Here is a 22,854-nt window from a genome sequence, read left to right as displayed (position 1 = left end):
ATGTTGCGTTGATGACGGATATTGTGCCAACATGCGTAACGGATGTATAGACGTCTGAACGGCTTGTTACGAAAAATTAATCAGCTCCGGCGCACACCGGCGTTTGTTGATGAGGAAAGGTCAATGTCGCAATACCGTACGTTCACCGCTGCTGATGCGGTTGAATATGCCAAACAGTTTGGTGGGCTGGAAGATCCCTCGGTTTTACGCAGTGCGGAAGAGATTGGTGATGGTAACCTCAACCTGGTGTTCAAAATTTACGACGGCCAGGGCAACAGCCGCATTGTGGTCAAGCAGGCGTTGCCCTATGTGCGCTGTGTGGGCGAATCCTGGCCGTTAACTCTTGATCGTGCGCGTATTGAAGCGCAGACGCTGGTCGAGCATTACAAATATTGCCCGCAGCACACGGTCAACGTCACGCATTACGATGCAGACCTGGCGGTGATGATCATGGAAGATCTGTCCAGTCACCGTATCTGGCGCAGCGAGCTGGTGAAGGGCGCTTACTATCCGGAGGCGCCGCGTCAGCTTGGCGAATATCTGGCCCAGACGTTGTTCCATACCTCAGACTTCATCCTGCATCCGCATGTGAAAAAAGCCGAAGTGGCGCGCTTTATCAATCCCGAACTGTGTGAAATCACAGAAGATCTTTTTTTCAACGATCCCTATACCGACCATGTGCGTAACAGCTATCCCGAGGCGCTGGAACCCCTGGTGGCATCGCTTCGTACCGATGAGGCGCTGCGCATTGCTGTCGCCGGGCTGAAGCACCGTTTCTTCAGTCATGCAGAAGCCTTACTGCATGGCGATATCCACAGCGGCTCCATTTTTGTGGCTGACGGTAGCTTAAAAGCGATCGACGCAGAGTTTGGCTATTTTGGACCGATGGGATTTGATGTCGGTACGGCATTGGGCAATCTGCTGATTAACTACTGTGGCTTACCAGGGCTGCTGCCGCCCCGTGAAGCCGCGGATGCGCGCGAGCAGCGCCTGAGCGACGTGCATGATGTCTGGCAGACCTTTGAAACGCGTTTTCTGGCGCTGGCGGAGAGCAAGACGCAGGATGTGGCCATGGCTTATCCCGGCTATGCGCAGGCGTTTCTGCGTAAAGTGTGGGCAGATACCATTGGCTATTGTGGCACCGAACTGATTCGCAGAACCGTTGGCATGTCGCATGTGGCGGACATGAAACTGATTCGGGATGAGGAGATGCGGACTGACTGCATTCGCAATGCGATTACCCTGGGCCGCACCCTGATTCTGGCGGCCGGGCATGTGGACGATGTGGATGCACTGATTGCCCGCATCCGTCAGGCGGGATAAAAAAAGGCCGACGTGATGTCGGCCTGATGGGTTATGCCGCCTCGCTGGGGCGCGCGGGCTTAGTCACATCCTGTCTGACCGGCACGGCCAGCGCATCGGGCTCAAACTCGTCCACGTTGATTGAACGCAGACGGCTCTCTTCGGCACGCTTCAGCACCTCTGCCTCTTTCTGATCGATCCAGCCCTGTTCCAGCGCCTGTTTAGCCAGCGCATCCAGGCGCGTAAACGAGAGGTGTTTTTTCTGCTGTTTGCACAGGCGATCGTGAATCACCTCAGCCGCCATCACATCCTGTAGCGCCTGCTCTAACTGGCCCGCCGGATTATGCTCGCTGGGAGCCAGATACTGACCACGACCTAAGCGCGTACGCGTCGCCGACGGCACCTGCAGCATTTTTGCCAGCTTATGATCCAGGCGATCGGACGGTGCCGGGCAGTGCTGACCACCGGCAAAGACCACCAGGCGCATGACGCCAGCGACCAGACGGTTCGGGAAGTTGCTCAGCAGATCGTCCATAGCTTTCTCGGCTTTGTGCAAGGCATCCTGCACGCCCCAGTGCACCAGCGGCAGATCGGCTTCATGACGGCCTTCATCCTCATAACGTTTCAGCGTCGCCGAGGCCAGATACAGCTGGCTCAGCACATCGCCCAGGCGGGCTGACATACGTTCGCGACGTTTCAGGCTGCCGCCTAACACCGCCATGGACACGTCCGACAGTAACGCCAGATTGGCACTGATACGGTTCAGGTGCTGATAATAGCGACGGGTGGCATCACGCGTTGGCGCGGCGCTGGTGCGTCCGCCCAGAAGGCCCAGCCACAGGCTGCGCATCGCATTGCTGCCAACGTGGCCAATATGGCTAAACAGCGCCTTATCAAAGCCCGCCACATCATTGCTGGCGGCGGCCGCCATTTCCTGCAACACATACGGATGGCAGCGGATAGCACCCTGGCCAAAGATGATCATACTGCGGGTCAGTATATTCGCGCCTTCCACGGTAATGGCGATAGGGGCACCCTGATAAGCCCGGGCCAGGAAGTTGCTGTCGCCCAGCATGATACCTTTACCCCCGGCAATATCCATTGCATCGATAATTGACTGTTGGGCGCGGTGGGTACAGTGATATTTCACAATCGCAGACAGCACCGCAGGTTTCTCGCCCTGCATAATGCCGGTGGTAATCAGCGTCGCGGCAGCGTCCATCACGTAGGCATTACCGGCAATGCGCGCCAGGGGTTCTTCAATCCCTTCCATTTTACCGATAGACAGTTTGAACTGACGGCGGATATGCGCATAGGCGCCTGTGGCCAGCGCTACGCTTTTCAGGCTGCCGGTTGAGTTAGACGGCAGGGTGATTCCACGGCCCACCGACAGACATTCCACCAGCATCCGCCAGCCCTGTCCGGCCATTTCCGGGCCACCGATAATGAAATCGATCGGCACGAAAATATCTTTACCGCGGGTTGGGCCATTCTGGAACGGTACGTTAAGCGGGAAATGGCGATGGCCGATTTCCACGCCCGGTGTGCTGGTGGGGATCAGGGCGCAGGTAATGCCCAGTTCGTCTTTGTCGCCCAGCAGATGGTCGGGATCGGAAAGTTTAAACGCCAGGCCCAGCACAGTGGCAATCGGGGCCAGCGTAATATAGCGCTTGTTCCAGGTAAGGCGCATGCCCAGCACCTGCTGGCCCTGCCACTCGCCCATGCACACAACGCCCGTATCCGGAATCGCTCCCGCATCTGAACCGGCTTCCGGGCTCGTCAGGGCGAAACAGGGGATTTCATCGCCACGCGCCAGACGCGGCAGATAGTGGTCTTTCTGTTTTTCCGTTCCGTAATGTTCCAGCAGTTCGCCAGGGCCCAGTGAGTTAGGCACGCCCACGGTAATCGCCAGAATGCCTGAGACGCCGGCCAGTTTCTGCAACACGCGCGCCTGTGCATAGGCAGAGAACTCCAGGCCGCCGTACTCTTTCTTGATGATCATGGCAAAGAAGCGATGGGCTTTCAGATGCGCCCACAGTTCTGGCGGCATATCGGCCAGTTCATGGGTAATCTGGAAATCATTTGCCAGACGACAGGCTTCTTCTACCGGCCCGTCAAGAAACGCCTGTTCTTCCGGCGTCAGTCGCGGTTGCGGGTAGTTATGCAGTTTCTGCCAGTCGGGTTTGCCCTGAAACAGGTCGCCTTCCCACCAGGTAGTGCCCGCATCGATCGCCTCTTTTTCCGTACGAGACATCGGCGGCATCACCTGCTGAAAGCGGTGCAGCATTGGTTTGGAAAACAGGCTGCGGCGCAGGCTGGTGAGATTCAGCGGTAACAGGATAATCGCCAGCGGCACAAGCAGCCACGGCGTCCAGAGATGGACCACCGCCATTGCTGCGGTCCACAGCAACAGGATGACGCTGCTGAGCAGCAGCGAGATGCGGTGATAGAACAGTGCGCCAGTCAGCAGCACTGTCGCAAGAATCGAGACAACCATCATAATGAAGTGCTCCGTAAGTAGTAAGAGGTCTGACCTGTTATGATGAAGGTGTAATTCAGATGAGGGCATTTATCAATTTGTTTACATCGCAATTACAACCTGACTCACAAAATCAGCGAAAGCGCGAGCAACGCCCAGGCTGTGGTCGCGAAAAAGCGCGGCGCGAAAAGGATCCGGCGGCGTGATGCTATGCGTGCGTCAGCCATTCCGTTAAACTTGCTGCGATTACCCTCTCCTACAAAGGACAAGTCTATGTATCAGGACATTATTCGTTCAGAGCTCAACGAAGCTGCAGAAACGTTGAATAACTTTCTGAGTGACGACGCGAACATTCATACCATCCAGCGTGCAGCGGTGATGTTGGCGGACAGCTTCAAAGCGGGCGGCAAAGTGCTCTCCTGTGGCAACGGCGGATCACACTGTGATGCGATGCATTTTGCGGAGGAACTGACGGGCCGTTACCGTGAAAATCGTCCGGGCTACCCGGCGATTGCCATTTCAGACGTCAGCCACCTTTCCTGTGTGAGTAATGATTTTGGTTATGACCATGTCTTTTCCCGTTATGTAGAAGCGGTAGGGCGCCCGGGCGACGTGTTGCTGGGGATTTCAACCTCAGGTAACTCGGCTAATATCATCAAAGCCGTAGAAGCGGCGCGCGCCCAGGGGATGAAAGTGATCACGCTGACCGGTAAAGATGGCGGTAAAATGGCCGGCAGCGCGGACATTGAAATTCGTGTGCCCCATTTCGGTTATGCTGACCGTATTCAGGAGATCCACATCAAAGTGATTCATATCCTGATGCTGCTGATTGAAAAAGAGATGGTCAGGTAACAGCGTGTGTCGCCTCCTGACCGACAGGAGGCTTTTACTCTAAGGCGGTTGCTATGTGCGAATTGCTCGGGATGAGCGCTAACGTTCCCACCGATATTTGTTTTAGTTTCACCGGACTGGTGCAGCGCGGCGGCGGAACAGGGCCGCATAAAGACGGCTGGGGCATTACGTTTTATGAAGATAAAGGGTGCCGCACCTTTAAAGATCCCTTGCCGAGTTTTAATTCCCCCATTGCGCGCCTGGTGCAGGAATATCCCATCAAATCCCACTCCGTCGTGGCGCACATTCGCCAGGCGAATCGCGGCCCGGTTTCGCTGGAAAATACGCACCCCTTTACCCGGGAGTTATGGGGACGCAACTGGACCTATGCCCACAACGGACAACTGAAAGGTTACCGGCAACTGGAAACCGGCACGTTTCGGCCAGTGGGCGAAACCGACAGCGAAAAGGCCTTTTGCTGGATTCTGCATAAGCTGGCCACGCGCTATCCGCGCACGCCGGGAAACTGGCCTGCGGTCTTCCGCTACATCGGCGAGCTGGCGAGCGAGCTGCGGCAAAAGGGCGTGTTCAACATGTTGCTGTCGGACGGGCGCTATCTGATGGCCTTCTGCTCGACCAATCTGTTCTGGATCACCCGCCGTGCCCCTTTTGGCCGGGCACAGTTGCTCGATCAGGATGTGGAAATTGATTTCCAGAAACATACCGGGGCGAACGACGTGGTCACGGTCATTGCCACACAGCCGCTGACGGGGAATGAAACCTGGCACCGGATCGTGCCAGGCGAGTGGGCCTTATTTTACCTTGGAGAGCGCCAGGAACGACTGTGATGCCGCTTCGGGTTGGGTGATGACCGGGCTGCTGTTCATCACATATCTGCCGCTGGCGACATTGACTGTCGGCGGTTGATGATACTTCGCAAAGTAGACATAACCCGGCTGAAGCTGCTTCCAGAAATCCGCGTAGGTCGAATAACGATGGCGCTGCATGTTGCTGTCCGTCATGCGGAACGGATAAATTGCAATGTTCACTTCCTGCTGACCATTACGCAATGCCGCGTTCACATACGTGAAAATCTGATCCATATAGGCATTGGTCATGGCGTAGCAGCCAATCGACTTACAGTCGCCGTGAATCATCAGGTAGTTGCCGCTGTAGCCCTGGTCACGGTCGTATTGATTCGGAAAGCCAATATTAATCGCGCGATAGAAACGGCTGTCCGGTTTAAGCTGATTCAGTTTTACGCTGTAGAAACCTTCCGGGCTTTTAAAATCGCCTTCACGGCGTTTTGGACCCAGACCGCCCGAAAAATTGCAGATGCGGTAAGTATCCAGCAAGCGGTATTCGTTACCAATCTTGCCGTACAGCTCAAGTGTCCGCTCTTCCTTAAAGATCTGAATATAAACCGGCGTGCCGATTAGCTGTTTCTTTAACTCTTTACTCACAGGGGCCAGTTGCTGAACCGGCTCGGGAGTCATTGCCATGCTGAGGGCTGGCAGTAAAAGCATCGCAAACAGAAGTGCGATTTTGCCCATGCTGTGTATACCTTGAAGTGAAGAAGAACAATGGCGCGTTATGTGCGCCTCTGTTTGCATTATCGGAACTTTCCGCTACCGCAGCGCAACATTAAACATTGTCTGTTTTTTTAGCAATACAGCACGGCGCAAAATGTCTATTTCTTTGGCGGAATGACGCCAAAAATTTGTAAACTTTGTTTGTTATTGCAAGAAATATTGCACAAGCCTTTCCGGACTGTATACTTATCCAGTACTGGAGGGGCGATGCGTAAGATCATTCATGTTGATATGGACTGCTTTTTTGCGGCGGTGGAAATGCGTGACGATCCCTCATTACGCGATATTCCCATGGCCATCGGCGGCAGCCGCGATCGACGTGGCGTTATCAGTACCGCTAATTATCCGGCCCGCAAATATGGCGTACGCAGCGCGATGCCGACCGGTATGGCCTTAAAGCTTTGTCCGCATCTGCGTCTACTGCCCGGACGGTATGACGTCTATAAAGAAGCCTCCAGTCAGATCCGTGCCATCTTTTCGCGTTATACCTCGCTCATTGAGCCACTCTCACTGGACGAAGCCTATCTGGATGTTACCGACAGCCAGCACTGTCAGGGATCGGCCACGCTTATCGCGCAGGACATCCGCGCCACCATTTTTCGCGAAACGCAGCTCACTGCCTCTGCGGGCATCGCGCCCATAAAATTCCTTGCCAAGATCGCCTCCGATTTAAACAAGCCTGATGGTCAGTATGTGATTACACCGGCCCAGATGTCCGATTTCTTGCTGGCCTTACCGCTGGCAAAAATTCCCGGTGTAGGAAAAGTTTCAGCAAAAAAGCTCGAAGAGCTGGGTCTGCACACCTGCGCGGACGTGCAAAAAGCCGATTTGGCGCTGCTGCTTAAGCGTTTTGGCAAGTTTGGCAGAGTGTTATGGGAGCGCAGTCACGGCATTGACGAACGGGGCGTAGTGGTTGAACGCGAACGAAAATCGCTGGGTGTGGAGCGGACGCTGGCTGACGATATCGACAGTTGGGAGCGCTGTCTGGAAATTATTGATTACCTCTATGCCGAGCTTGATCGTCGCCTGACGCAGATTCGACCCGATAAGCACATTGCTCGCCAGGGCGTGAAGCTGAAGTTTAGTGATTTCCAGCAGACCACTCAGGAACATGTCTGGCCCGTGCTCAATAAAGAGGACATGATTGCCGTGGCCCGTAAGACCTGGGACGAGCGCCGCGCCGGACGTGGCGTCCGGCTGGTGGGGTTGCATGTGACGCTGGTGGATCCGCAGCTGGAGAGACAGTTGCTGCTGGGATTATAGAGGGGGCGCTTTCGCGTTGAGTGGGGTGATTACGGTCGTACACCGGGAGCTTTCCGCCCGCCAGGCGACAGGGAGTTTCAGCCTGTCCGTGCAGGCGGCCGGGTTAAGGGGCTTGCGCCAGCCCCTTAACAATCCCGGCGGCCGGCAGCCGTCGCTGTTCCTTCGTCACTCACTGCGGCCTGACGGACCGTCCGGATGCGCCGTCCCTGGCGCAGCCGTCCTCTGCGCGGCATCCCTGCCGCTCCGTCCTGGCCTCCGTTCCCTCCTCAGCGCGCCGGATGCCGGCAGAAAACCCCCCGCCTGTCAGTCCTGTTTTTTTAAAAAAAGCGGGTGTTGTCTGTTTGAATGTGTTCAGTGAGGCTTAAAAAGATAAAACTTGATAAACAGGCATTGATTCAAAACCAGCAGACGGTAGGACTTTCCGGTCACCTACAGCGACAATGGAAGTGGCTTTAACACAGAGATAGTGAAGCGGGGGGTTAGGGGCGGCCTTCCCACCCGCTGAGCGGATGAGGGATTTCCGGATGAGCCGACAGGACGTCGGCGAGAGCCGGGCCGCGCCATGGATGGCGCGTCCTGGCGGTCCGCAGAAATCCTGAAGGAGCGAAGGCACCGCGCAGCGGCGGGTGGGCAGGACGGGAGCCCGGGGTCAAGGGGTCGCGGCGGCTGGCGGCCCCTTGTCGGTCGCCCGCACCGGGCTGGCTGAAACTCCAGGCCGCCTGGCGAGCGAAACCCTCTCAGCGTTTCATAAGCCGTCAGCGACTCAAACCTTCTCAACGCCTGCTCGCGCAAGCATCACTGCAACTCATTATCGGTATCCAAAGCAATAAAAACGCCTGAACAGACGCAAATCTCAAAGTGGGGGAGTTGGGCAGGACGGGAGCCCTTGTTGGTCGCCCGCACCGGGCAGACTGAAACTCCCGGCCGCCTGGCGGGCGAAACCCTCTCAGCGCTTCACAAGCCGTCAGCGACACAAACCAGCCACCTCGCGCAGCGAATTAACCGCCCCGCGTAATCGCCACCAACACCCCATTATTTCTTATATTTCGCTTCCAGTGTCGCAAACCACGGCTGGACAAAATCGTTATTGCTGCCCCAGCCCGGAATGATCTTGTTAAGCGACGCGACATTCACAGCGCCAGGATGACTGTCGAGCGCCTGTTGTGAAATCGACGACGCTTTAAATTCATACGTCGCAGGCGTGGTTTCCCCGGCGATCTTGTTCGCCACCAGGCGCATATTCACGGCACCGATAGTTTTCGGATCGACCGCGACGGTTTGCACCCACGGGCTGCCTTTCTGGCGCATCAGCTGCAAATCCTGATTGGAAACATCAATGCTGTACAGCTTGATCTCGGTGCGGCCATTTTCCTGCAACGCTTTATACGCGCCCTGGCTGAAGGCATCCCATGCGCCCCAGATGGCGTCAATCTTGCCTTTCGGGTATTTCGCCAGAATCGCGCCCACTTTGTTGGCCGTGTCGCCCTGGACATCCGTTGATACGGCACCAATGGACTCTAGCTGATGAATGCCTGGGTTTTCTTTTAATAATTTTTCATACACCACCTGACGGCGTTCCATCGGCGGGAAACCGGCGACCCATAACTTCACGATGTTAGCTTTGCCGTTGAAGTCTTTGATCAACTGCCCCAGGGAGAGCTGCGCCAGCGAGGCGTCATCCTGGGCGGTCACCGTCACGCCGGGAATCGGGTTGTCTACCGGTGTGTCAAATACCGACACTTTAATGCCCGCGTCAGCGATGCGTTTTACCAACGCACTGGCATAGGGCGCTTTGCCGTGTGACAGCACAATACCGTCGTATTTTTGGCTGATCGCCTGATTAACAAAATCCTGAAAACGCGCGTCATCACCGTTGCTGAGGAAGGTGCTGACTTTGAAGCCCAACTGGCGACCCTGCTGAATCGCGCCTGCCACAAACTGGGTCGTGTTGTCGTCGGAACCGAGGTTACGGATGACGGCAATACGAATCGGCCCTTCATGATTGGCGATGGCGGCAGGGACAGGTGTTATGGTGTCGGCAAACGCGGCACTGGCGTTTAACAGGCTCAGGGCCAGCAGCGAGAGTGTTATCTTTTTCATTATTCTTAACTCCAGTAGAAGAACGCGTCTTAACGACGCTGTACATAAGTGATGGCCAGCGCTAAGGCCAGCACTAATCCTTTGATAATGTCCATGGCGTAATAGGGCACGGATAACATTACCAGGCCGTTTTGCAGAACCCCTAAAATGACGGCCCCGACCAGCGTACCCAGCGCATTTGGCTTACCGGAGCCGGCCAGTGAAAAGCCGATCCAGGCGGCAGCCACGGCGTCCATCAGATAACCGCTACCGGCGTTAACCTGGGACGATCCAATGCGTGAGGCCAGCAGAATACCGCCCAGTCCGGCCAGTAGTGAGGCAATCACATAGGCCAGAACGCGATAACGCGTGGTGCGAATACCGGAAAGTCGGGCGGCTTCGGGGTTTCCGCCCAGCGCATACATGCGGCGGCCGTGTTTGGTCAGCGATAGCGCCAGCTGTGCCACCACGGTCACCACCAGCATGATAATCACGATCGTGGGTACCTGACCCAACAGGTTAAAGGCAGCAGGAATGGTGCCTTCCGCCATATCGCCGCTGGGCAGCACCATGTTTTCCGTAATCGAGCCGCCAAAGCTGTAGGTCATGGCAACGCCCTGAATCACAAACAGGGTGGCCAGCGTGGCCAGCATGTCGGGAATGCGCAGCACGACGATCAGAAAGGCGTTAAACAGTCCCACCAGCGTGCACAGCGCCAGAGTGATGGCGATCGCCGCCGTGGTGTCGAAGCCGTACCAGACAAACAGCGAAATGACCAGGGCGTTTGCCAGTGACGCGGTAGAGCCCACCGAAAGATCGAAGCCGCCAACGGTGAGGGATACTGAAACGCCCACGGCAATCACGGTTACGATGGCGATAGACCGCAAAATATTGACGATATTGTTCGGCTCCAGAAAGCTGTCGGAAGCCAGGCCAAAGGCAGCGATCAATATCACCACTGTCAGCAACATGCCCCACTTATAGAGGAAATCGAACAGCTGATGGCGCAGCGATGGCGATGCGGAATTCAGGGCTAACTCTTTACTGCTCACGCAGGGGTTCCTCCGGTGGAATAGAGCAAAAGTGTCTCTTCCGTGGCGCGTTGTCCGTCTAATTCCGCCACAATACGTCCGTCCCAGAGCACACAAATACGGTCGCATAAGCCGACCAGTTCAGAAAATTCGCCAGAGGCGTAAATAATCCCTTTGCCTTCATGGGCAAGGTTGCTGATTAGCGTGAACAGTTCCGTTTTGGCTTTTACGTCCACGCCTTTGGTCGGTTCGTCGAAAATCAGGACATCGGCGTTATTGCGTAACCATTTGCCAATCGCCACCTTTTGTTGATTGCCGCCGGAAAGCCGACGTAACGGTTGGGCGGGGCCAGTCGTACGCACGTTAAGACGACGGATCACCGCTTCCGCCCAGCGCCAGGCCTGACGATGGCCGAACAGGCTCCAGCGGGAAAAACTGTCGTCTGCGCTGATACTGAGGTTCATCGCCACCGATTCGTCAATGAAGATGCCCTCTTTGCGGCGCTCTTCCGGCACCAGTGCCATGCGCTGACTCACGGAATCGTGTGGCGATCGCGGTTTCCAGCGTTTACCGTGCAGTTCACCGCGGGCAACCCGGCTTTTACTGGCACCAAATAACGCTTTGCAGAGTTCGGTTTTGCCAGCCCCGGCCAGCCCGGCAATACCCAGAATCTCGCCCTTGTGTAAACGCAGTGAGATATCCTGAAGCAGGTGTTCATCATGTAATCCTTCCACCGCCATGAGTACGGATGAGGACTGCAATGGCCGGCGCGGAGGATAGATATCGGTCAACGGATGACCCAGCATTTTTTCAACGATTTGCTCACCGCTCAGGGAAGCCATTGGGCTACTTTCCACCAGGCGGCCATCGCGCAGTACCGTCAGGCGATCGCAGATGGCTTTCAGTTCGTGAATACGGTGAGAGATAAATATCACGCCAATACCGCTGGTCTGCAGGCGACGAACTACGGCGAACAGGCGCTCGCTTTCGTGTTGGTCGAGTGGGGCAGTGGGTTCATCAAGAATCAGAAAGCGGCAATGGTGCGACAGGGCTCTGGCCAGCAGGATTTGCTGCTTTTCCGCCAGCGAACAACGTTCGACCGGACGTTTGACATCAATCGTGGCATCCAGCTGCGCCAGCAGGTCTCGCGCCTGACGACGCATATCGCCCCAGCGAAAGCCATGGCCCGGTTCGGCCAGCTGATCCAGCAGAATGTTCTCGGCCACGCTTAACTGGGGCACCAGCGCAACATCCACTTCCTGCTGCACCAGGTGAATGCCGAGCTTTTTGGCGTCACGCGGGCTGCGAATCGACACAGGCTGGCCGTCCAGCAGAATCTCACCGTGATAGTGACTGTGGGCACCGGAGAGTACCGCCATCAGGGTGGATTTACCCGCGCCATTGGCCCCGGTCAGGGCATGAACCGAGTGACCTTCCGTCAGAAAATCCACTGAGGTTAACGCGGCAAATCCGCCGAAATCGATAGAGATGTTACGCATCTCAAGGCGATTGACTGCACGCATCACGGAGCTCTCCATTAAAGTCACTGATCGCATTTTTTCCCGAAGCTACCGGTGCGGCAACTAACGAAAGCGCATAAGTTAGCACAGAAATTTATTAGCCATCCAGACATCTGGACATAATGGCGGCTAAAGCTGACTAAGCGCAGCAAGTTGGTGATTTAACGGTAAGAAGTCGCCTTAACCCAGCGGATTATGCTGCGCCTGGGCGTCAGTCTTTTTTAAACGGATGCGCTTTTATCTCAGGATAGGAAAATGCGACGTGGTTTTGTCGCAGACTTCACCACGTGCAAGAACGTATCGCATCCGTCGCGTTTACTTCACGGCGTAGACCTCGGCGAGGTCAGCCAGATCCCAGTTACCGCCTGTTAACAGTACGCAGACTTTCTCAGCGGGCTTCAGGCTGACCGATCCCGCCAGCAACGCGCCAAGGCCGATGGAGGCCGCGGGCTCGGCAATCAATTTTGCCTCACTGGCCAGCACCCGCATGCCCTGAGTAATATGCTCGTCGTCAACCAGCACAATCTCATCTACGTACTTTTCAATAATCGGGTAGGGATTGCGGCCCGGCACGCTGAGTCTTAAGCCATCCGCAATAGTATTGAGCAGCGGCAGTGACGTTGGCTGTTTGTTGATCCGACTTTGGTAATATTTCGGGGTCAGAGCGGGTTCCGCGCCAATCACTCTGACGGCAGGGCGGCTTTCTTTGATTGCGGTCGCCACACCGGAGAGAAGTCCGCCACCGCCCAGCGGCACAATCACGGTATCCACATCCGGCAAATCATGCAGGATTTCGCAGCCGATCGTTCCCTGGCCCGCCATGACCATCGGATCTTCAAAGCCATGCACCACCGCATAATTGTTGAGCTCGGCAATTTCATACACCTTCTTCCAGCGGGACGCATTGTCGCCATCGAAGAGAATCACCTCTGCGCCCAGGGCGCGCGTATTGTCGATTTTGATTTGCGGCGTTGTGACCGGCAGCACCAGAATGACCTTTACGCCCAGCATTCTGCCTGCATAAGACAGGCCCTGGGCATGATTGCCTGATGAACTGGAAATCATGCCGTTGGCAAACGCCTCAACGGGCAGAGAAAGGACCTTATTCAGTGCGCCCCGTATTTTAAACGCGCCGGTAATCTGCAACGTCTCCGGCTTGAGATAAAGCTCACAGCCGACCCGTTTTTCAATTTTTTCAGCGCGGAGTAACGGCGTATGGCGAATGTGGGCAGCGATGCGCTGCTGCGCGTCATGAATGTCCTGCAGGGTGGGGTACGAACGCGTCATATACATTACCTTCGTCTGAACGAAACGTTATTCAAAAAATGCAAATCCGGTTCCGTAGCCTTTTTCAAGGGCCTTGCGGTAAATGCGCCCGGCTGTCGTGTTGTCCTGAATGGCAAGCCCGGTGGAGTCAAAGAAGGTAATTTCCCGATCGTTTTCCCGGCCCGGTTTTGTCCCGGACAAAACTTCCCCGATTTCGGCATGAATCGCGTTTTCACTGATGATATTTCTGTCCAGCGCATGCCAGGTTTCTCCTTTCTGCGTGCACTGGGGCAGGGAATCCACGATCACTTTTGCCCGACTAAAAATCTGCGGGTCAAACTCCTGTTTACCGCGCTGATCGGTGCCAATGGCGATGATATGCGTGCCGGGCGGAATCCAGTCGGCCTCAATCAGCGGTCCTTTGCCCCGGGTGGTGGTGATAAGAATATCGGCTTGCCCGACCGCCGCCTGACAGCTGTCCGCGATAATGACCGGAATACCTGTGGTGCTTTCAATGTCCGCTTTGAAAGCCTGACGGGTGGCTGGCGTTCGGCTCCAGGCATGGATTTCCTCAATATCCATTACCCGGGCGATCGCCTGGATTTGCATTCTCGCCTGATTGCCAGTGCCAATCGCGGCGATTTTTTTGGCATTTTTACGTGCCAGTGCTCTGACGGAAACAGCGCCCGACGCACCGGTTCGCAGACCGGTAATCAGGCTACCGTCCATCACACAGCACAGGGCGCCGCTTTGGGCATCAAACAGGATGATCGTGCCCATACCGCCCGGCAGACCAGGACGGGACGGGTTTTCTGAAAAACCGCCGGAGGAGGCTTTCATCGAAATCAGTTCGTTGGTGCGGTAATAGCAGGTTTTAAAATCAATCTCGCCACGGGGGGCGGGCAGGTGCAGGCCGATATAGTCAGGCTGTTCCACCAGGCCGCCGTTAAAGGCCCTGTAGGCTTCGTCGACGGCTTCAATGACATCATCAATGCTGATGAGCTGTCGGACATCTTCTTTGGTGAGTAATAAGGTCTTCATGCTTCCTCGGGTCGTGTCAGACGAACGATTCCCGACTAGCGCAATGGTGTTAAAACGCGGTCGGGAAAAGAGGGATTCCCGACATTATTACACTGGTGTTGCAACAGAAAATGCCAATCTGCACCCCGGAGAAACGCTTTAAACTGTTTTAGCGACGGGTGACGAAAGCTAATGCTCGGGTAAGTGTGACGGCGGAAAGGCGAGCGAGGCGCAAAAAAAGGGCTTATGCAGAACATAAGCCCTTAATCTTATGGTGTACGGATTTTATTTCTCCGGCACCACATTCAGCAGTGTAGTCAGCAGCTTCCAGTACAGGCCAACGCTTTCGATATGGACCTGCTCATCGGGGGAGTGCGGACCTGTGATGGTTGGGCCGATCGAAACCATATCCATGTTGGGATAGGGCTTTTTAAACAAGCCACATTCCAGACCCGCGTGGATCACCTGAATATTGGGTGTTTTGCCAAACAGGGCGACATAGGTTTCACGCGTCAGGGCCATGATGGGCGAGTCGGCATCGGGCTGCCAGCCAGGATAGCCGCCTTTTGGTTTGGTCTGCGCGCCCGCCAACTGGCCGAGTGAGGTCAGCATCTGCACCACATAATCACGTCCCGTGTCGATCAGCGAACGAATCAGACAGTTAATTTCCGCTTTGTCGGCATCCATCGTCACAACGCCCACATTAAGTGAGGTTTCCACAACGCCTTTGGCGACATCAGAGTTGCGGATCACGCCGTTCGGAGTGCTGTTTAACAAATTCAGGAAGCGATCGCGGCTTTCACGGCTCAGCGCCTCGCCCTGATGGGCAACCGGTTCGCTGACAAAAGCAATATTCTTCTCTTTCACGCCGTGCTCATTCTGTACCGCGGCCAGGAAGCTGGCGGCGGCCGATTTGAGGTTATCCACTTTGCTGCTGTCGACAGAAACGGTTGCAAAGGCTTCGCGAGGAATCGCGTTGCGCAGTGTACCGCCGGTGAACGCAATCAGGCGAAGATCCAGCTCTGCCGCATGCGCGGTCAGGAAACGGGCCAGCAACTTATTGGCATTCCCCAGGCCCATATGAATATCCGCACCTGAGTGACCGCCACGCAGTCCTTTCAGGGTGAACTTCAGGGTTTCAAAACCGGCAGGAACCGCTTCGCGCGTCAGGGGCAGGGTTGTGATGAAATCGATGCCGCCTGCGCAACCCATGTAGATCTCACCTTCTTCTTCCGAATCGGTGTTGATCAAAATGTCAGCCTGCAGCCAGCCTGGCTGTAAACCAAAAGCACCGTCCATACCGGTTTCTTCGGTCATGGTGAGCAGGACTTCCAGCGGGCCATGGGTCAGGCTGTTGTCCGCCAGTACCGCAAGGGCCGAGGCCATACCAATCCCGTTGTCGGCGCCCAGCGTCGTCCCGCGCGCTTTCACCCATTCGCCATCGACATACGGCTGAATAGGATCTTTGGTGAAGTCGTGAACGGTATCGTTATTTTTCTGCGGCACCATATCAAGGTGTGCCTGCAGGGCCACGGGCGTGCGTTTTTCCATACCGGCGGTCGCAGGTTTACGAATCAGGATATTGCCGACCTGATCGCGCTCACACCAGAAGCCTTGTTCTTTGGCCCATTTAACAATGTAGTTAGCCAGCGCTTCTTCATGAAAAGAGGGATGAGGAATCGAGCAGATTTTGGCGAAAAAATCCCACAGCGGCTGTGGAGAGAGTTGAGACAATTCAGACACGACAAGTCTCCTGTGTCAGTGCGCCGGCTTTGCCGGACAGTGCGAAGTTCCAGTGAAAGATCGCCGTCAGTGAACTGACGAGATAGGGCGAGAATATCACTGTTTTTCGTTCTGTGTGTCATTCACCGCGCTAAAAAACCGCAACCAGCCGCCAGGTGCTGGTTTTTAGCGCGTCATGTCCTTATAATCTCGCGCAACCTTTTCCCCGTTGCACATTTTTTAAGCCACACTGACTGGCTGGGATTCCTATTTATGAGCGAAAAATACGTCGTTACCTGGGACATGCTGCAGATTCATGCCCGTAAACTGGCTCAACGCCTGCTGCCTGTTGAACAGTGGAAAGGCATTATTGCAGTGAGTCGCGGCGGTCTGGTACCGGCTTCGCTGCTGGCACGTGAACTGGGTATTCGCTATGTCGATACCGTGTGTATTTCCAGCTATGACCACGATCATCAGCGTGAAATGAAAGTCCTGAAACGCGCCGAAGGCGATGGTGAAGGCTTTATCGTGATTGACGACCTGGTGGATACCGGCGGTACCGCACAAGCCATCCGTGAGATGTATCCCAAAGCGCGCTTCTGCACCATCTTTGCAAAGCCTGCCGGGCGGGCGCTGGTTGACGACTATATCGTTGATATTCCGCAGAACACTTGGATCGAACAGCCATGGGACATGGGCGTGGTTTATATTCCACCGATTGTCAAAGGCTGATTGACGCAACACAAACAACGCCCGGTTTTCCGGGCGTTGTGCTTTCTGCGCCTCGCGACTTGCCGTGCAGTACAGTAAACTTAACTGCTGCTGTCTGTGTTGTTAGAGAGGTGATATGTCTGGCAAAAACCTGAGCGTTGAGCTGTTTAAACCTCGCTTTAAACATCCCGAAACGTCGTCGCTGGTACGCCTGCGTCGGCATGCCACGCATGAAGTGCATTCTGCCCTGGATGGCGACAGTCGGCGTGGCTGGTATCGGATGCTTAATAAGCTGATGTGGACATGGCGGGGCGTGCCTGCGCAGGAGATCAGCGAGGTACTGGCGCGTATTGCAATCAGCGATGTTGAGCACACCAACCCTGCGCTACTGGATACGGTAATAGGTTATCGCAACGGTAACTGGAATTACGAGTGGAGCAGACAGGCAGGTCGCTGGCAACAACGTGCGCTGGACGCGAAAGAGGACGCCCACGACCAGGCCGGGCATGACTGGCTGCACGCGTCTCATCTCTACAGTGTGGCCGCGTACCCCTATATTAAAGGCGATGAACTGGCGGATCAGGCGCAGGCTCTGGCCAGCCGCGCTTATGAAGAAGCGACCCGCCGCTTACCCGGGGAACTCAAAACGCTGACCTTCCACATTGAAGAAGGCAGCCCCGTCAGCGGCTTTTTGCATATGCCGCCTGGCGTGGAAGCCCCTTATCCCACCGTGATGTTTTGCGGTGCGCTGGACTCGCTGCAAACTGACCACTATCGTCTCTTCCACGATTATCTTGCGCCGCGCGGCATCGCTATGCTGACACTGGATATGCCGTCCGTCGGGAACGCCATCAAGTGGAAGCTCAGCCAGGATACCAGCTTTCTGCATCAGCAGGTGCTGCGCGATCTGGCTTCTGTTCCGTGGATCGATCACACGCGTGTAGCGGCGCTGGGTTTTCGCTTCGGTGCCAATGTCGCCGTTCGTCTGGCCTATCTGGAAGCGCCGCGTCTGCGAGCCGTAGCCTGTCTCGGGCCCATCGTGCACAGCCTGCTGACACAAAATACCTTGCAAAACAAAGTACCGGATATGTATATGGACATGCTGGCCAGCCGACTTGGCATGGCAGGCAGTACAGACAGCGCCTTGCGGGCGGAACTGCTCAGCTACTCGCTGAAAAATCAGGGGCTACTGGGACGTCGAACTGCCACGCCCATGCTGTCCGCATACTGGTCCAACGATCTCTTCAGCCCTGAGGAGGAAAGCAAACTGATTGCCAGCTCTTCAGCACAAGGTAAAGCGTTGTTAATTCCGGTAAAACCGGTAGCGGCCAGTTTCGATAGCGCCCTGAATGAAATCTGCGACTGGCTGGTACAACGTTTAAAAAGATAGCTGGCAAAATTGACAGTGTTTGCTACAACTACTAGCTGGAATCATTCGGATCGTTGCAAGACAATGCAGCATGGCTGCTGCGGTTCGAGATATAAAGCCTGTCCTAATGGAGAATTAGCATGACGTTACCGAGTGGTCATCCCCGCAGTCGCCTGCTTAAACGCTTCACGGAACTGGGACCTTACATACGCGATGGAAAATGTAGTGAAAATCGCTTCTTCTTCGACTGCCTGGCTGCCTGCGTAAATGTTAAACCTGCGCCTGAGCTGCGAGAGTTCTGGGGCTGGTGGATGGAGCTGGAAGCGCAAGCCGATCACGTTACCTATGTGTATCATATTGGCCTGTTTGATAAAGAGGGCGACTGGTCTGTCGCCACGATCAAGGGCAAAGATAATTCAGCCCGCGTGGAAGAAACGCTGCGTAATTTCCATGGCCGTTTAAAAGAGACGTTGAAAGAGTTTGAACTGGATCTGGTGCCTGCCAGTGACTTCGATGAAAAACCGATAAAACTCAGCGCCTGAAACTGAAGCCCCTGCGGGGGCTTTATTGTCAGGATCGATCCCGCTCAGATTGCCCTACAGGAAAGGGCGAGTGATGGTCACTCGCCCTTTTAACAGACACATTCACATTGAGGGTAAAGCACTAAACCTCTCCATCACGCGGGCCGTCATTCCTTCGACAGCCTCTCTCGTCAGGCGAAGCTCAGATTCATCAGAACTGGTAGGTCAGGCCGACAGCAACGATGTCATCGTTGTTAAGCGCCAGCTTGTTGTCTTTATCCAGTTGGTTAATTTTGTAATCCACAAACGTCGACATGTTTTTGTTGAAGTAGTAGGTGGCGCCCACGTCGATATATTTAACCAGGTCTTCGTTGCCGATACCGTTTTCGATATCTTTGCCCTTGGTCTGCACGTAGCCAATAGAAGGACGCAGGCCGAAGTCAAACTGATACTGCGCAACCAGCTCCAGGTTTTCTGCTTTGTTGGCTGAGCCCGAAACGGAACCGCCAGCGACACGGTTTGTTCCACTGATAGGCGTCATGTTGCGGGTTTCGGTATAAATCGCGGCCAGATAAATACTGTTGGCATCATATTTCAGGCCCGTGCCCCATGATGTCGCTTTATCGCCATGACCATAGGCACCCGCCTGTTGTGAATTGGTACGGTCAGAAGAAGTGATTGCACCCAGTACGCTCACACCAGAGTCAGCAATCGCATAACCCAGTGAGGCACCATAGCCATCACCATTCTGGCGTGTAATATCGGTACGGCTGTTTGCGGAAGTCGAGTCATTTTTACCCTGATACTGCAGGGCAAACTTCAGACCATCGACCAGACCAAAAAAGTTGGTGTTACGGTAAGTGGCGACGCCAGAAGCGCGCTGCGCCATAAAGTTATCCGTACGGGCTGTACCGTCACCACCAAATTCCGGGAAGACGTCAGTCAGCGATTCAACGTCATACAGTACGCCGTAGTTACGGCCATAGTCGAATGAACCGTACTGAGAGAATTTCAGACCGGCAAAGCCCAGACGAGTTTTATTGCCTGAATTAGCATCGCTGCCTTCAGAGTTGTTAGCATTGTACTGATATTCCCACTGGCCATAACCGGTCATCATATCGTTAATCTGCGTCTGGCCTTTGAAACCGATACGCACATAAGATTTGTCGCCATTTTGACCAGCATTATCGCTCATGTAATGCTCGGCTTTTACCTTACCGTAGAAATCCAGCTTGTTACCGTCTTTGTTATAAACTTCAGCGGCCTGAGCGGCAGAGGTCAGCGCCAGAGCAGAGACAACGATTGCCAGTGTACTTTTCTTCATTTGCTATCAATCCCAATGAGTAAAATGCTTATATCCTCACTATTTTCTTGCTGCAGGCAGGGCTGCCTTATTCTCCGGTCGCTCAGTGAACGCACCAGGGGGCATTCATTTGCCGCCTTGTTACATCAAGAAAACTTTTGAGGCATTAGTGAAAATATTTGTAAAACACCGACTTTTTACCGATGAATGATGAAGTTTTTATGACAACTTTTATGTTTTGTTGTTAAAGGGGAACTTTTGGTCTACTCCGCACTCTGCAAAATTTGCAGCTTTTCCCTTACTGGCTGTTGGCTTCCCTCACCGCACCTGTTAAAAAGTCGGTTCACAGAAATTTTTTACGGCAGGACAACATGAGTGGCAGTCAGACCCTTGTGGTCAAATTGGGTACCAGCGTGCTTACCGGCGGTTCGCGTCGGTTAAACCGGGCACATATGGTGGAATTAGTGCGTCAGTGCGCGCAGCAGCACGCCGCCGGCCATCGTATTGTGATTGTGACCTCCGGCGCGATGGCGGCCGGTCGTGAACATCTGGGTTACCCCGAACTGCCGCCTACCATCGCCTCAAAGCAGCTGTTAGCTGCGGTGGGGCAAAGTCGTCTGATCCAGTTGTGGGAACAGCTGTTTTCCATTTACGGTATTCATATCGGGCAGATGTTACTGACCCGTGCTGATATGGAAGATCGCGAACGCTTCCTCAATGCCCGCGATACCTTACGGGCCTTGCTGGACAACCACATTGTGCCGGTCATCAATGAAAATGACGCCGTTGCCACGGCGGAAATTAAAGTGGGCGATAATGACAATCTCTCTGCGCTGGCGGCAATGCTGGGCGGGGCAGACAAACTGTTGCTACTGACCGATCAGCAGGGATTGTTTACCGCCGATCCGCGCAGTAATCCGGATGCCCAGTTAATCAGCGATGTGCATATCATTGACGACGCACTGCGCGCACTGGCGGGCGGAAGCGTATCCGGGTTGGGCACGGGCGGCATGTCGACGAAGCTGCAGGCTGCCGATGTCGCCTGCCGGGCCGGTATTGATGTCATTATTGCGGCCGGAAGTCGTCATGGCGTGATCAACGATGTGATTGAGGGCAAGCCCGTCGGTACACTGTTTCATGCTCAGCAGACGCCGCTGGAAAACCGTAAACGCTGGATTTTCGGTGCGCCGCCCGCCGGAGAGATCACCGTGGATGACGGTGCGCTTGCTGCGATTGTTGCGCGCGGCAGTTCGCTGCTGCCAAAAGGGATCCGCGAGATTCAGGGGAATTTTTCCCGTGGTGAAGTGATCCGTATCCGCAGTTTGCAGGGGCGCGATATTGCGCACGGCGTCTCGCGCTATAACAGTGATGCGATGCGCATGATTGCGGGTCACCATAGTCAACAGATAAGCGAGATTCTGGGCTACGAATACGGGCCGGTTGCCGTGCATCGCGACGACATGATCGTCAGTTAAGGAGTACACATGCTTGAAGAAATGGGAAAGGCGGCGCGCGCCGCGGCCTGGAAACTGGCGGATCTGTCTGCGGCAGAAAAAAATCAGGTTTTGCTGACTATCGCCGATCGGCTTGAGGCAGAAAGCGAGGGGATCCTGGCGGCAAACGAGCAGGATCTGGCTGAGGCGAGGCAGAACGGCATGAGCGCCGCATTGCTCGATCGCCTGACGTTGACGCCCGCGCGCCTCAGTGCGATTGCCCACGATGTTCGCCAGGTTTGTCGGCTCGCCGATCCGGTAGGGCAGGTGATCGATGGTGGTTTACTGGACAGCGGCTTGCGCATTGAGCGCCGCCGGGTGCCGTTAGGGGTGATCGGCGTCATTTATGAAGCGCGTCCGAACGTCACGGTGGATGTGGCGAGCCTGTGCCTGAAAACCGGCAATGCGGCCATCCTGCGTGGAGGGAAAGAGACATGGCGGACGAACGCGGCTACCGTCCGGGTAATACAAAACGCTTTGCAGCAGCACGGCTTGCCATCAGCTGCCATTCAGGCGATTGAGAATCCGGATCGGGAACTGGTCAATCAACTGCTAAAACTGGACCGCTATGTGGATATGTTGATTCCGCGAGGGGGCGCCGGACTACACAAACTCTGTCGCGAACACTCCACTATTCCGGTGATTACTGGCGGCATTGGCGTTTGCCATATGTATATCGACGACACGATGGATATCGACGCCGCGCTGGATATCATCGTGAATGCCAAGAAGCAGCGTCCGAGTGCCTGTAACTCCCTCGAAACGCTGCTGATCGACGCGGCCATGGCGGCGCGCTTTCTGCCCGCTTTTATGGCCCGCATGGCAGAGGAGAACATTCCGCTGCATGCTGATGCCAGTATCCTGAGTGAACTGCAGCAGGGACCGGCCAGCGTTACCGCCATCCAACAGGGCGATTACGACGATGAATGGCTGTCGCTTGATCTCAACGTTAAACGGGTTGCCGATATGGATGAAGCTATCGCGCATATTCGCGAGCACGGCACGCAGCACTCAGACGCTATCCTGACACGCAGCACACAAAATGCCGCGCGCTTTGTTAAGCAGGTTGACTCGTCTGCTGTTTACGTCAACGCCAGCACGCGCTTTACCGACGGGGCACAGTTTGGTCTGGGCGCGGAAGTCGCGGTCAGTACGCAAAAACTGCATGCCCGTGGTCCAATGGGCCTGGAGGCGCTGACGACCTATAAATGGATTGGCTGGGGAGACGACAGCCTGCGTGCATAACCGCATTTTAGTGAATAAAACGGGAGCCTGTGCAGGCTCCCGTTTTTTTTAGATGGCTTTTTTCGCACCACTCAATGGTAGAGTTTTTCGCCCGTTGGCCGCTTTTT

General features: G+C 55.1%; 18 protein-coding genes. 9 read left to right on the top strand and 9 right to left on the bottom strand.

Translation table 11 applies throughout. The annotated features are described in order from the left end of the window. Positions 1-123 precede the first annotated feature (123 nt). The gene (gene mtnK / locus RAC60_RS13120) at positions 124-1,323 is read left to right on the top strand and encodes an S-methyl-5-thioribose kinase (RefSeq protein WP_058708245.1); all 1,200 of its coding nucleotides are present in this window, start codon (positions 124-126) and stop codon (positions 1,321-1,323) included. A 31-nt stretch (positions 1,324-1,354) separates the two neighbouring features. Here mtnK and fadE read toward each other — a convergent pair whose 3' ends face one another. Then, positions 1,355-3,802 carry an acyl-CoA dehydrogenase FadE gene (gene fadE / locus RAC60_RS13115; protein WP_375093890.1) on the bottom strand — a complete coding sequence of 816 codons (2,448 nt, stop codon included), beginning with the start codon at positions 3,800-3,802 and terminating at the stop codon, positions 1,355-1,357. 252 nt (positions 3,803-4,054) lie between these two features. Here fadE and lpcA point away from each other — a divergent pair, with 252 nt between their 5' ends. Both lpcA and RAC60_RS13105 read left to right on the top strand, forming a co-directional pair. Then, on the top strand, positions 4,055-4,633 hold the full coding sequence (gene lpcA / locus RAC60_RS13110) for a D-sedoheptulose 7-phosphate isomerase (RefSeq protein WP_039338565.1): 579 nt from the start codon (positions 4,055-4,057) through the stop codon (positions 4,631-4,633). A gap of 53 nt (positions 4,634-4,686) precedes the next feature. Further along, positions 4,687-5,460: a class II glutamine amidotransferase gene (locus RAC60_RS13105; RefSeq protein WP_006118044.1), complete on the top strand. Its 774-nt coding sequence runs from the start codon at positions 4,687-4,689 to the stop codon at positions 5,458-5,460. On the opposite strand, the gene dpaA is transcribed toward RAC60_RS13105, so the two are convergent. Further along, complete coding sequence (dpaA, locus tag RAC60_RS13100) at positions 5,425-6,165, bottom strand: peptidoglycan meso-diaminopimelic acid protein amidase (RefSeq protein WP_033738547.1); 741 nt, start codon at positions 6,163-6,165, stop codon at positions 5,425-5,427. The genes RAC60_RS13105 and dpaA overlap by 36 nt on opposite strands. Before the next feature lie 246 nt (positions 6,166-6,411). On the opposite strand from dpaA, the gene dinB reads away from it, so the two are divergent. Beyond that, positions 6,412-7,467, top strand: coding sequence for a DNA polymerase IV (dinB, locus tag RAC60_RS13095; protein ID WP_006118046.1), 1,056 nt, complete (start codon positions 6,412-6,414; stop codon positions 7,465-7,467). A 1,032-nt stretch (positions 7,468-8,499) separates the two neighbouring features. Here dinB and RAC60_RS13090 read toward each other — a convergent pair. The 6 genes from RAC60_RS13090 to pepD all read right to left on the bottom strand — a co-directional run bounded on the left by RAC60_RS13090 (position 8,500) and on the right by pepD (position 16,126). Continuing rightward, positions 8,500-9,567, bottom strand: a complete 1,068-nt coding sequence (locus RAC60_RS13090; RefSeq protein ID WP_039338561.1) for a sugar ABC transporter substrate-binding protein — start codon at positions 9,565-9,567, stop codon at positions 8,500-8,502. Positions 9,568-9,596: 29 nt separating this feature from the next. After that, positions 9,597-10,598, bottom strand: coding sequence for an ABC transporter permease (locus RAC60_RS13085; RefSeq protein ID WP_054634454.1), 1,002 nt, complete (start codon positions 10,596-10,598; stop codon positions 9,597-9,599). Beyond that, positions 10,595-12,100 carry a sugar ABC transporter ATP-binding protein gene (locus tag RAC60_RS13080; protein WP_058702743.1) on the bottom strand — a complete coding sequence of 502 codons (1,506 nt, stop codon included), beginning with the start codon at positions 12,098-12,100 and terminating at the stop codon, positions 10,595-10,597. Before RAC60_RS13080 ends, RAC60_RS13085 begins: the two co-directional genes overlap by 4 nt. 312 nt (positions 12,101-12,412) lie before the next feature. Next, positions 12,413-13,384, bottom strand: coding sequence for a threonine/serine dehydratase (locus RAC60_RS13075; RefSeq protein WP_058702744.1), 972 nt, complete (start codon positions 13,382-13,384; stop codon positions 12,413-12,415). A gap of 27 nt (positions 13,385-13,411) precedes the next feature. Further along, on the bottom strand, positions 13,412-14,404 hold the full coding sequence (locus RAC60_RS13070; protein WP_054688091.1) for an ornithine cyclodeaminase family protein: 993 nt from the start codon (positions 14,402-14,404) through the stop codon (positions 13,412-13,414). A gap of 264 nt (positions 14,405-14,668) precedes the next feature. Then, on the bottom strand, positions 14,669-16,126 hold the full coding sequence (pepD, locus tag RAC60_RS13065; RefSeq protein ID WP_375093889.1) for a beta-Ala-His dipeptidase: 1,458 nt from the start codon (positions 16,124-16,126) through the stop codon (positions 14,669-14,671). A gap of 252 nt (positions 16,127-16,378) precedes the next feature. Here pepD and gpt point away from each other — a divergent pair, with 252 nt between their 5' ends. The 3 genes from gpt to crl all read left to right on the top strand — a co-directional run bounded on the left by gpt (position 16,379) and on the right by crl (position 18,727). Continuing rightward, entirely contained in the window at positions 16,379-16,837 is a 459-nt protein-coding gene (gene gpt / locus RAC60_RS13060; protein ID WP_006118053.1) for a xanthine phosphoribosyltransferase, read from the top strand. Positions 16,838-16,952: 115 nt separating this feature from the next. After that, positions 16,953-18,206: an esterase FrsA gene (frsA, locus tag RAC60_RS13055; RefSeq protein WP_375093888.1), complete on the top strand. Its 1,254-nt coding sequence runs from the start codon at positions 16,953-16,955 to the stop codon at positions 18,204-18,206. 119 nt (positions 18,207-18,325) lie between these two features. After that, a complete protein-coding gene (gene crl, locus RAC60_RS13050) occupies positions 18,326-18,727 on the top strand; it encodes a sigma factor-binding protein Crl (RefSeq protein ID WP_006118055.1) in 402 nt (133 codons plus the stop codon). 190 nt (positions 18,728-18,917) lie between these two features. Here crl and ompC read toward each other — a convergent pair whose 3' ends face one another. After that, positions 18,918-20,030: a porin OmpC gene (gene ompC / locus RAC60_RS13045; protein WP_058708252.1), complete on the bottom strand. Its 1,113-nt coding sequence runs from the start codon at positions 20,028-20,030 to the stop codon at positions 18,918-18,920. Positions 20,031-20,380: 350 nt separating this feature from the next. On the opposite strand from ompC, the gene proB reads away from it, so the two are divergent. Both proB and proA read left to right on the top strand, forming a co-directional pair. Further along, the gene (gene proB / locus RAC60_RS13040; RefSeq protein WP_033738564.1) at positions 20,381-21,484 is read left to right on the top strand and encodes a glutamate 5-kinase; all 1,104 of its coding nucleotides are present in this window, start codon (positions 20,381-20,383) and stop codon (positions 21,482-21,484) included. Positions 21,485-21,493: 9 nt separating this feature from the next. Beyond that, complete coding sequence (gene proA / locus RAC60_RS13035) at positions 21,494-22,747, top strand: glutamate-5-semialdehyde dehydrogenase (protein WP_006118058.1); 1,254 nt, start codon at positions 21,494-21,496, stop codon at positions 22,745-22,747. The last annotated feature ends 107 nt before the right edge of the window (positions 22,748-22,854 follow it).

Source organism: Pantoea sp. BR_17, assembly GCF_041955125.1.
Lineage (GTDB): Bacteria > Pseudomonadota > Gammaproteobacteria > Enterobacterales > Enterobacteriaceae > Pantoea > Pantoea stewartii.
Note: the sequence above shows the minus strand (reverse complement) of the source record. Positions and strands in the feature narration are given on the sequence as shown.